The sequence below is a fragment of the Vibrio sp. T13N genome (assembly GCF_032970445.1).
Taxonomy (GTDB): domain Bacteria; phylum Pseudomonadota; class Gammaproteobacteria; order Enterobacterales; family Vibrionaceae; genus Vibrio; species Vibrio diabolicus.
In genome coordinates, this window is the sequence record NZ_JAWJYE010000016.1 from 73,338 (window position 1) to 84,017 (window position 10,680).

The window sequence follows — 10,680 nt, forward strand, 5'->3', positions numbered from 1 at the left end:
GGGGATAATAACCCCTAGTATGGCTTAAACCAGCAGAGTGCCAACTTCAAACCAAGCCGCACGCGAATTCAGAATATCCTGAACTGACATGGCTTTTTTGCCAGGAACTTGCAGTTGCTCTAGCACCAGTACGCCGTTGCCTGTCGCAACATAAATACCGGTTTTATCTGCTTGCACGATAGTGCCGGCTGGCTTGTCACTGGTTTGCTCTGCGACACGGCTTTGCCATACTTTGATGCTGTTTTCTGCCGCCTCAAAGTGGCTCATTGGCCATGGGTTAAATGCACGAACGCAGCGCTCAATGTGCGCCGCATCGTCGTTCCAGTTGATGCGTGCTTCTTCTTTGCTGAGCTTTTTCGCATAGTTCGCGAGCTCATCGTCTTGCTTCACTGGCACTGCTTTACCCGCAGCAATGTCTGCTAGGCAGTCAATCAGGGCTTCTGGACCAAGCTCAGCCAATTTCTCGTACATTGAAGCGCTGGTATCTGTCGCTTCGATTGGCAGAGTTGCAATCTTCAGCATATCACCAGTGTCGAGACCGATGTCCATCTGCATGATGGTCACGCCCGTTTCTGCATCGCCCGCCCAAATAGAGCGTTGGATTGGAGCCGCACCACGCCAACGAGGTAGGATAGAACCATGTACGTTGATACAACCCAGTTTAGGGGTATCAAGAACCGCTTGTGGCAGTAGCATACCGTACGCCACGACAACCATGAGATCGGCGTTCAGATCGGCAAGTTCTTGTTTCGCTTCGTCGGACTTAAAGCTTTCAGGTTGGTAAACCGGGATGTTGTGTTCCAGCGCCAGTTGTTTTACCGGTGGCGCAGCCAATTTCTTGCCACGACCCGCTGGACGATCTGGGTTTGTGTAAACCGCGATGACTTCATGCTCCGAAGACAACAACGCCGCCAAGTGACGGGCGGCGAAATCCGGAGTACCTGCAAAGACAATACGTAAAGACTGACTCAAGGTAGGCTTCCTTCTAATTGGTATGGTTCGAGATTAAGCGTTTTGCTGCTTCTCGTTAAAGCGTTTGATTTTTGCTAGCTTGTCCTGAATGCGTTTGCGTTTCAGTGGCGATAGGTAATCCACGAATAGCTTACCTTGTAGGTGATCAAGCTCGTGTTGAACACAAATCGCTAGCAGGTCGTCGGCTTCAAAGGTGAACTCTTTGCCATCACGATCCAGTGCTTTAACGGTAACTTCTGCAGCGCGAGGCACAAGTGCGCGTGCACCTGGTACCGACAGACAGCCTTCTTCGATGCCATCTTCGCCACGCTTTTCCAGAATCTCAGGGTTGATTAGCACCATCGGCTCATCGCGAGTTTCTGAAATATCAATCACTACGATACGTTTGTGGATATCAACCTGCGTTGCAGCAAGGCCAATACCTTCTTCGTCGTACATGGTTTCAATCATGTCATCGACGATTTTTTGAATCTCAGGCGTCACCGCTTCAACAGGCTTTGCGACTGTGCGCAGGCGATCATCCGGGAATGTTAATACTTGTAATACAGACATATTCACTCGAAATATTGAACTGTGCCGAAACAGCACAAACCTTGTTGGCTCAATTCTAGACATTTTATAGCCTAAATGACAGCATCCTTGCACCAATTTCCATTCTGGTTCCTGCTTAATAGACCAAGGACGAGGGTCATGAATCGAATTTTCCGCAACGTTGCCAGTGTTACGTTGCCGTTACTTTTCTCTTTCAACGCTGTAGCAAATGTGGATGCGAAACCACTGACTGTTAAAGATGATGCGCCACAAACATATGTAGTCGTGAAGGGCGATACGCTATGGGATATTTCGGCCATGTACTTGGATAGCCCGTGGTTGTGGCCTCGTTTATGGCAAGTAAACCCGGAAATCGACAACCCTCATTTAATTTATCCCGGTGACAAGCTGTCTTTGGTGTGGATTAACGGTCAGCCCGTATTGAGCCTAAAGCCGGTTAAGAAGCTGAGCCCGAAAGCACGCATCACAGAAAAGAAAGCGTTGCCAACCGTTGCTGAAGGTTTGGTGATGCCTTACCTCAAATCGGATCGGTTGCTAGATAAAGATTCGTTGAACAGAGCAGCAAAAGTGATGGGCAGCAGCAAAGGCAGTAAGTATCTGACGGCAGAAGATGTGCTGTACATCGATGGCAAGCAGACCGCGACAGGTTGGGCTATTTACCGACCAGTAGAAACGTTCTCGCGTGACGATGTGTCTAAAGAGATCACCGCGCTGCGTTTGATTGCCAAAGGTGAGCTCGTTGAAGCTTCGAGCGATTATTCTGGTTTGAAGATCACTTCTCAATTGCAAGAAATCCTGCGTAACGATATCGCGTTGCCAAATCAATCAGTCGAGAACACTGACTTCACAACAACGTTCTACCCACTGCCGTCGCCACGAGACAGCTCTGCAAAGTTGCTGGGCAATATCGAAGGTATTCGCTTTAGTTCAACTAACCAAGTCGTGGTGATTGATAAAGGCACGTCAGACAGTCTGAAACAAGGCAGTGTGTTTGATTTAAAAGAAGACGCGCACCCAGTTTACAAAGACGGTGATGAGTTCAAGAAAGAGTTTGGCGTGCTTGATAAGAAAATCACTCTGCCACAGAGTAAAGTTGGCGAATTGCTTGTGATTCGTCCTTATGAGTACTTTAGCTTGGCGTTGATCACAACCAGCACTAAACCCATTAATAAAGAGGTCTCTGTGGTTTCGCCTCTGACGCAAGAGCCGACCACCAATGAAACCACGCAATAACGACAGTGACCTTGCTGCCTGGTTAAAACTGAGTTGTTTACCAGGCATTGGCGGGGTCAAAATGAATAAGCTACTGGCAAGAGACACGCCGCGTAACATCGTAAACTTCTCTCCCGAACAGCTACAACAACTTGGGTTAACAACTAAGCAAATTCAAGCTTGGGCTTCAACAGATAAAGAAGTTGATGCCTGTTTAAGTTGGCTTGAGGCTTCTACAAATCATCATATCCTGACACTGACTGACCCGCTTTATCCACCTCAACTCAAACAAATCGTTGCGCCGCCACCTCTGCTTTTTGTTCAAGGAAATTCTACTTGTCTTTCGCAGCCACAAATAGCAATGGTTGGCAGCCGAAATGCGAGTATTGATGGCTTACAGCATGCACGCCACTTTGCAGCAGAATTTGTTCAGCACGATTTTATTGTCACTAGTGGTCTAGCTTTAGGCATTGACGGTCATGCGCATGATGGTGCGTTGCAAGCGGGTGGTAAGACGATTGCGGTGCTGGGATCTGGCTTAGAAAATATTTATCCGGCACGTCATCGTGGTTTAGCGCAACGTGTTATTGAACATGGGGCTTTGGTGTCTGAGTTTCGCCCCAATGCCAAGCCGCGCCCGGAAAACTTCCCGCGTCGAAACCGCATTATTAGCGGATTATCGCTAGGTGTGTTAGTTGTGGAAGCGGCGGAAAGGAGTGGCTCGTTAATTACTGCTCGTTACGCGCTTGATCAAGGTCGAGAAGTATTTGCGCTGCCAGCCTCGATAAATGCCCCTAATGCCAGCGGTGGCAACCAGTTGATACGTCATGGTGCTTGCCTCGTAGAAAAGACGAAAGATGTCTTAGATGAAATACAGTCTTTGCTTGATTGGTCTATTAATCAGAGTACCGATTTATTTTCTACGTTAAATGATGAAGAAGAATTGCCATTTCCTCAGCTGTTAGCTAACGTAGGAAGTGAAGCTACACCGGTTGATATTCTTGCAAACAGGACCAATATACCTGTCCAGGAAGTCATGATGCAGCTCTTAGAGTTAGAACTCTCTGGGCATGTCGTTGCGGTTTCAGGTGGCTATATTCGAAAGGGGAGGGGCTAGCTATGATGATGGATATACTGATGTATCTATTCGAAACCTACATCCATAGCGATGCAGAGTTACAGGTCGAACAAGACGAGTTGGAAGAAGAGTTGCTCCGTGCAGGCTTCCAACAAAAAGATATCTACAAAGCCCTTGTCTGGTTAGAAGAGCTTGCCGCATTGCAGCAAAGTGACACCTCTTCTGCAATCTCGACTTGCATGGCTTCGTCATCAACTCGTATCTACACAGCGAAAGAGATGCAGCGTTTAGACTTGGAATGCCGAGGGTTTTTATTGTTTCTCGAGCAAATCAATGTGTTAACCACAGAAACTCGCGAAATGGTGATTGATCGAGTGATGGGTCTAGAAACGAGCGAGTTTGAGCTTGAAGACCTCAAATGGATCATTTTGATGGTGCTGTTTAATGTGCCTGGTAATGAAAACGCTTATACGCTAATGGAAGAGCTGTTGTACACCAAGGAACAAGGGATTCTTCACTAACCCAATCTAGGCAAGTTCGAGTTTAGCTAGCAAGAACGCGAGCTTGTCTTTTGGTGTGTTTTTCACGAAACGGTAAGTATGAGTAGTAAAATCGACAACACCCTTTTCTCTGCCCATGAACACGCATTGGAACACGAGCCGTGTCCTAAATGTGGCAGTGAATTGATCCTCAAACATGGCAAACACGGTCCCTTTCTTGGCTGTAGCCACTACCCAAGCTGTGATTACATCAAAGCCCTGCACAACAATGATGGACACATTGTCAAAGAGCTTGGCGTTCCTTGTCCAGATTGTGGTAACGAGTTGGTATTACGCCAAGGGCGTTATGGGATGTTTGTTGGTTGCAGTAACTATCCGGCGTGCCATCATATTGAGTCGATTAATCAACCAGAGCCAGAAAAGCAGTCGCAAGAGCACCACGCGTGTCCTGAATGCGGTAAAGGTCATTTAGTTGAGCGTAAGACGCGCTTTGGTAAAACTTTCTACGCATGTGATAACTACCCTAAATGCAAATTTGCAGTGAATCTCCCTCCGGTAAAGGGGAGGTGCGAAGAATGTGGTTTTACTCTGTTGGTGGAGAAGAAACTCGCCAGTGGTGTGAAATTGCAATGTGCCAACCGTAAGTGCCAGCACACTCAGCAAGGGTAAATACATCAAAGGAATTAAAAAGGGTCGCATCGTGCGACCCTTTGTGGTTTTTGGGGCTAGATTTTAGCGTTATGCTTGTTTCGCAAACTCGTGCACGGCTGGGAATGCCATTGGATCTAAGGCATCCGCGAGAGCGCACAACCTACGGTGCAATTCTCCTGGGTAGTCACCACATACGTTGATGTGACCCATTTTTCGCCCTTCACGCTTCTCTTTGCCGTACCAATGGATGTGACAACCATCCATGGCGAGAAGCGCTTCTGGCAACGTATCTTCACCAAGAATATTCACCATCGAGGTTTCGCGAATCAGTTTGGTGCTGCCTAACGGCAAGCCGCATACGGCGCGCAGGTGGTTCTCGAACTGACAGGTTTCTGCACCTTGCTGTGTCCAGTGACCGGAGTTGTGCACTCGTGGGGCAATCTCATTCACTAACAGTGTGCCATCGACATCAAAGAATTCGAGCGCCAATACACCAACGTAATCTAGGCTATCTGCGACGGCCGTGAGCATCTGCTTGGCTTGGGCTTGCAGTTCTGGCGCATCAATTGCGGTGGATAAGCTCAATACGCCATTGATGTGAACGTTTTCTGCTAGAGGGTACACTTCAACGCTGCCATCTTTACCGCGAGCACCTACAAGTGATACTTCGCGGTTAAAAGGAACAAACTCTTCAGCAACAATCGCTTGAGTAGGTGTTGCCGCGATGCACTCTGCCATCTCAGTCCAAATGTCGTCGACTTGAGAAGCGTCTTTTAAGCGCCATTGACCTTTACCATCGTAACCACCCAATGCACTTTTCAGAACCATTGGCATACCAACGTGTTCAATTGCGCGCTCAAAGTCTTCACGAGTTTCAATCACGTAGTATTTCGCGTTGCGCACGCTAGCATCATCAAGCAGTGCTTTTTCAATACGGCGATCACCACCTGCTTTGATGGCTTGCGTACTTGGTAGGAACTTGCCGCTCGCTTCGCAAACCTTGAGCACGTCATGTGGAATATGCTCGAACTCGGCAGTAATCACATCAACTTGCGTAATCGCATTTTCCAAGCCATGGCCAAGTACCTGTTGAGTTAAAGGGTGAACGACATCACCGCTGCTGACATCGTAAGCTGAAATTTGAATATTCAGTGGCGCACCAGCCAGAGACATCATTCGAGCCAATTGACCAGCACCAAGAACCAGTACATGCATCTGATTAATCCTCAGCTGGATTTGGGTTAGCCAGTACGGTTTCCGTCTGTTCATTGCGGAACGCTTCTACCTTCGCCATGATGCTTTCGTCATGAGTGCCTAGGATTTGTGCCGCTAAGATGCCTGCGTTTGCAGCGCCCGCTTCGCCAATCGCTAACGTACCGACGGCAATGCCTTTCGGCATTTGTACAATAGATAGCAGAGAGTCCATGCCTTTTAGTGCGCGAGATTGAACCGGAACGCCAAGTACAGGCAAACTGGTGAAGGCTGCCGCCATTCCCGGTAGGTGAGCTGCACCACCGGCACCTGCGATGATCACTTTGATGCCGCGTTCTTTCGCGCTGCTAGCGTAATCGGCTAATAGTTGAGGAGTACGGTGAGCTGACACCACCTTTGTTTCGTAAGACACGCCAAATTGATCCAGCATGTCTGCTGCTAGTTTCATGGTTGGCCAATCGGATTTAGAACCCATGATGATACCGACTTTCATCTCAAACTCCTTCAAGCTGCAAAATTAGGTGAGCTGATAAATTTGTGCGCATTATACGGGGATTTTTATCTCAAGCAAACGTTTGCGTCTTGTTGTTGACGCTATTGATACATTTTATAAAAAAATTGCTTTAGTGTCTGAGAATGAATATTTGTACACTTAGTGAAAATAATACAGTCAGACAATCAGGAAGTAATCGGTGGATAACTTTGAACAAGTGCTCAACGCACTACAACAAGGCGAAGTGATTGCCTACCCAACAGAAGGGGTTTTTGGTGTCGGATGCGATCCAGATAACCCAGAAGCAATTCAAAAACTGCTGGAGCTCAAGCAGCGCCCGGTGGAAAAAGGGCTGATTCTGATCGCTGCAAGTTATGAGCAGCTCTTGCCGTATATTGATGAATCTCAACTGACTCGAGAACAATTAGCGACCGTTCATGCAACTTGGCCTGGTCCATACACTTGGATCATGCCTGCGAGCGATAAAGTCTCCAACTGGGTTTCAGGGCAGTTTGATTCAATTGCAGTTCGTGTGACTGATCATCCTTTGGTTCAAAAGATGTGTAATGCATTCGGAAAGCCGTTAACCTCTACCAGCGCGAATCTTTCCGGCTTGCCACCGTGTATGACCACGGAAGAAGTCGAAGAGCAATTGGGTGACAAGCTGGTGGCCATTCTTCGTGGTGAAACCAGCGGTCGTGATAAACCCAGCGAGATTCGTGACGCCAAGACTTCACAAATATTAAGACAGGGCTAACCCTGCTTGCCAGTCATCAACCGGTATCACGTAATAGGTAATAACGTATGTCAGCAATCGATAAGCACGCCGTAAAGCAGTTCCTGATGTCACTTCAGGACTCCATTTGTCAGCAGTTAGAACAAGAAGATGGAGAGGCCGTCTTTGTCGAGGATGCATGGCATCGTGAACCGGGCGAACGTCTTGGTGGCGGTGGGCGCTCACGTGTTATGCGTGATGGCCTTGTTTTCGAGCAAGGTGGGGTGAACTTCTCGCATGTAGAAGGGAAAGAAATGCCAGCATCTGCGACGGCACATCGTCCGGAGCTAGCGGGTCGCCGTTTTGAAGCGATGGGGGTCTCTTTGGTTATCCATCCCAAAAACCCTTACGTCCCAACTTCTCATGCTAATGTGCGTTTCTTTATCGCTGAGAAAGAGGGCGAAGAACCAATTTGGTGGTTTGGTGGTGGTTTCGACCTGACTCCTTTCTATCCTTTCGAAGAAGATTGTCAGTCATGGCACGATACAGCTAAGGCAATCTGTGCCCCATTTGGTGAAGAAGTATATGCAGAACACAAAGCGTGGTGTGATAAGTACTTCTTCTTGCCACATCGAAACGAAACTCGTGGTGTCGGTGGTTTGTTCTTTGATGATTTGAACCACTGGGAGTTTGATAAGTGTTTCGATTACATCAAAGCGGTGGGTGAAGGCTATTGCCAAGCTTACTTGCCGATTGTGTCTCGTCGTAAAGACATCGAATATGGCGAGCGCGAACGTGAATTCCAACTTTACCGTCGTGGTCGTTATGTTGAGTTCAACTTAGTCTACGACCGTGGCACCTTATTTGGTTTACAAAGTGGTGGGCGTACCGAGTCGATTCTGATGTCGATGCCGCCGTTAGCGCGATGGGAGTACCGCTACGAACCAGAAGCAGGAACGCCTGAAGCCGAACTTTACGAGCGATACCTGAAACCACGCGAATGGTAAGCACGGAATCTCCTTTTCTATATAGATAGATAGTGATAGGGTCATCTGTAATCAGATGGCCCTGTTTTCTCTATATCTAAGTAAGGAATAAAGGTAAGGACATGACCCCGCAAATCGATCGTTACGCCGTGTTTGGTAACCCTATCGGGCACAGCAAGTCGCCATTTATCCATACACTCTTTGCTCGTCAAACTAATCAGTCCCTAACATACACCGCAGAGTGTGCGCCTGTGGGTGGATTTATCGAGGCGGCGAAAGCATTTTTTGCTGACGGCGGCAAAGGCTGTAACGTGACCTTGCCTTTTAAAGAAGATGCCTATCAATTTGCTAGCCGTTTGACCGAGCGTGCTCAGCTTGCTGGAGCAGTGAATACACTTAAGAAGCTTGATGATGGTGAAATCATTGGTGATAACACTGATGGTGCAGGCTTAGTGCAGGACTTGTTGCAACATCAAGTCGTTTTAGAAGGCGCACGCATCCTGATCATAGGAGCTGGTGGTGCCGCTCGAGGAGTGATTAAACCATTGCTCGATCAAAAACCAATATCTCTAACGATAACTAATCGTACATTTTCCAAAGCCGAAGAATTGGCAGAATTGTTTTCTGCATATGGCCCTGTTACAGCAAACGAGATGAATACCATTGCTGAAGAGTTCGATGTCGTAATCAACTCCACGTCTGCATCATTGAGTGGTGAGTTACCTGCGATCTCTTCCTCGGTGTTCGCCGCCAATAGTACAAGCTACGACATGATGTATGGCAAAGGTGATACCACATTTAACCAATGGGCTAAGCAACACGGTGCGGCACATGCTTATGATGGTTTAGGTATGTTAGTTGGCCAAGCTGCTGAGAGTTTTATGTTATGGCGCGGTCTTCGTCCAGGCGCCAAACAGATTTTGCGTGAATTAAGAAAGAACCTTGAAGGTCAATAAGCGATGAATCAATCCATTTTATTCCCAGACATGCAATCATGGGATGAAGTATCACAATCAGTAAACTTTGCGGCGCAACAATCAGGCGCACTAATAGAATGCTTTGTGACGAAACAAAAGTTAGAAAAGTTATCTGGCTCAGAGTTAGATACGGAGCAGGCCGTGCTCTCTGCTTTTATTGACTACCGATTTGATCTGGAAGAAATAGCAGAAGAGTTAATAGAAGATGAAGCCTTCAACGAAGAAGGCCATATTATCATCGGCTAATAGACCTTTAGTTCAAGTCTTCTACTTCATGTAAGTAGTCGTTTTTGTTTTGAACATAGTTATTGGCAGACTTTTGCAAAAAAGCTCGTTCTGTCTCTGATAGAGGACGAGCTTGTTTAACTGGACTACCGACATAAAGATAGCCGCTTTCTAATCTCTTTCCTGGCGGCACTAAACTGCCCGCTCCAATCATCACCTCTGATTCAATAACGACAGCATCTAAAACAATCGCCCCCATACCAACCAAAACACGATCGTGGATCTCACAACCGTGCAGCATCACTTTGTGGCCAATCGTAACGTCATTGCCAATGATAAGTGGGTAGCCGTTTGGGTTTTCGGCGTTCTTATGGGTGACATGCAAAACACTGCCATCTTGAATATTAGTTCGATCACCAATGTGAATGTGGTTCACATCGCCTCGTGCCGCTACTAATGGCCAAATGCTAGAATCGTCCCCAATACGGATATCTCCGACTAACACTGAGGTTGAGTCAACGTAAACACGCTCACCAAGTTGAGGCTTTATACCTTTGTAGCTTCTAATTAAGCTCATCTTTTCTCCTTATTAGGGGCGAGTACAGAGGACATGGAGGTAGAATAGTAGTGAAAACTCGCCTTTTAGAATAAAAAACACCCAAACGATAAAAAAATCAAAAAAAACGTGAAAAAGGGCTTGCCAATGTGATCGCAATCTCTATAATGCCACCTCGCTGACACGGCAACGCTTCGAAAGAAACGAAGTCGAGGTGAGCAAGCCAAATTAGCCAAGCGGAAACGCTTGAAGAAAGTTTGAAAAAAGTGATTGACACTAAACTTTAACTCGCTAAAATGGCCGTCCTGTTTTGAGCAAAGCTCAACAGGAAAAGCTCTTTAACAATATAGACCTATCAATCTGTGTGGGCACTCGTTGATGATAATCCAATTAGAAACTTCGGTTTCAAATTAGGTTTCAATGAAACGAAGTGACCATTGAATCTTCGGATTCAGCACAGTCAATTCAAACATTACTTTATGTAATGTTCAGTATTCATTGAGCCGAACAAAATCTTAAATTGAAGAGTTTGATCATGGCTCAGATTGAAC

General features: G+C 46.9%; 13 protein-coding genes. 8 read left to right on the forward strand and 5 right to left on the reverse strand.

The window, feature by feature from the left end:
* Positions 1 to 24: 24 nt before the first annotated feature.
* Both fmt and def read right to left on the reverse strand, forming a co-directional pair.
* Positions 25 to 972, reverse strand: coding sequence for a methionyl-tRNA formyltransferase (gene fmt, locus R2S67_RS20160; RefSeq protein ID WP_005461453.1), 948 nt, complete (start codon positions 970 to 972; stop codon positions 25 to 27).
* Positions 973 to 1,005: 33 nt separating this feature from the next.
* A complete protein-coding gene (gene def, locus R2S67_RS20165; protein ID WP_005379068.1) occupies positions 1,006 to 1,524 on the reverse strand; it encodes a peptide deformylase in 519 nt (172 codons plus the stop codon).
* 138 nt (positions 1,525 to 1,662) lie between these two features.
* On the opposite strand from def, the gene R2S67_RS20170 reads away from it, so the two are divergent.
* The 4 genes from R2S67_RS20170 to R2S67_RS20185 all read left to right on the forward strand — a co-directional run bounded on the left by R2S67_RS20170 (position 1,663) and on the right by R2S67_RS20185 (position 4,983).
* A complete protein-coding gene (locus tag R2S67_RS20170) occupies positions 1,663 to 2,757 on the forward strand; it encodes a LysM peptidoglycan-binding domain-containing protein (RefSeq protein ID WP_317346754.1) in 1,095 nt (364 codons plus the stop codon).
* Positions 2,741 to 3,853 carry a DNA-processing protein DprA gene (gene dprA, locus R2S67_RS20175; RefSeq protein WP_317346756.1) on the forward strand — a complete coding sequence of 371 codons (1,113 nt, stop codon included), beginning with the start codon at positions 2,741 to 2,743 and terminating at the stop codon, positions 3,851 to 3,853. The genes R2S67_RS20170 and dprA overlap by 17 nt, the downstream gene beginning before the upstream one ends.
* Before the next feature lie 2 nt (positions 3,854 to 3,855).
* The gene (locus R2S67_RS20180) at positions 3,856 to 4,335 is read left to right on the forward strand and encodes a DUF494 family protein (RefSeq protein WP_005379074.1); all 480 of its coding nucleotides are present in this window, start codon (positions 3,856 to 3,858) and stop codon (positions 4,333 to 4,335) included.
* Between the two features lie 78 nt (positions 4,336 to 4,413).
* The gene (locus tag R2S67_RS20185) at positions 4,414 to 4,983 is read left to right on the forward strand and encodes a type I DNA topoisomerase (protein WP_054868149.1); all 570 of its coding nucleotides are present in this window, start codon (positions 4,414 to 4,416) and stop codon (positions 4,981 to 4,983) included.
* A 69-nt stretch (positions 4,984 to 5,052) separates the two neighbouring features.
* On the opposite strand, the gene R2S67_RS20190 is transcribed toward R2S67_RS20185, so the two are convergent.
* Together R2S67_RS20190 and purE are read right to left on the reverse strand one after the other, a co-directional pair.
* Positions 5,053 to 6,180: a 5-(carboxyamino)imidazole ribonucleotide synthase gene (locus tag R2S67_RS20190; RefSeq protein WP_104971081.1), complete on the reverse strand. Its 1,128-nt coding sequence runs from the start codon at positions 6,178 to 6,180 to the stop codon at positions 5,053 to 5,055.
* Between the two features lie 4 nt (positions 6,181 to 6,184).
* A complete protein-coding gene (purE, locus tag R2S67_RS20195) occupies positions 6,185 to 6,670 on the reverse strand; it encodes a 5-(carboxyamino)imidazole ribonucleotide mutase (RefSeq protein ID WP_005394016.1) in 486 nt (161 codons plus the stop codon).
* A 199-nt stretch (positions 6,671 to 6,869) separates the two neighbouring features.
* Between purE and R2S67_RS20200 the strand changes: the two genes are divergently transcribed.
* From R2S67_RS20200 to R2S67_RS20215, 4 genes are all read left to right on the forward strand, one after another.
* Entirely contained in the window at positions 6,870 to 7,427 is a 558-nt protein-coding gene (locus tag R2S67_RS20200; protein ID WP_046874602.1) for an L-threonylcarbamoyladenylate synthase, read from the forward strand.
* Between the two features lie 47 nt (positions 7,428 to 7,474).
* Positions 7,475 to 8,392: an oxygen-dependent coproporphyrinogen oxidase gene (hemF, locus tag R2S67_RS20205; protein ID WP_005394013.1), complete on the forward strand. Its 918-nt coding sequence runs from the start codon at positions 7,475 to 7,477 to the stop codon at positions 8,390 to 8,392.
* A gap of 101 nt (positions 8,393 to 8,493) precedes the next feature.
* The gene (aroE, locus tag R2S67_RS20210; RefSeq protein ID WP_317346762.1) at positions 8,494 to 9,327 is read left to right on the forward strand and encodes a shikimate dehydrogenase; all 834 of its coding nucleotides are present in this window, start codon (positions 8,494 to 8,496) and stop codon (positions 9,325 to 9,327) included.
* Positions 9,328 to 9,330: 3 nt separating this feature from the next.
* Entirely contained in the window at positions 9,331 to 9,594 is a 264-nt protein-coding gene (locus tag R2S67_RS20215; protein ID WP_012841273.1) for a DUF1488 domain-containing protein, read from the forward strand.
* Between the two features lie 7 nt (positions 9,595 to 9,601).
* Here the strand turns inward: R2S67_RS20215 and R2S67_RS20220 are convergent, their stop codons facing one another.
* On the reverse strand, positions 9,602 to 10,150 hold the full coding sequence (locus R2S67_RS20220; RefSeq protein WP_074190038.1) for a gamma carbonic anhydrase family protein: 549 nt from the start codon (positions 10,148 to 10,150) through the stop codon (positions 9,602 to 9,604).
* Between the last annotated feature and the right edge of the window lie 530 nt (positions 10,151 to 10,680).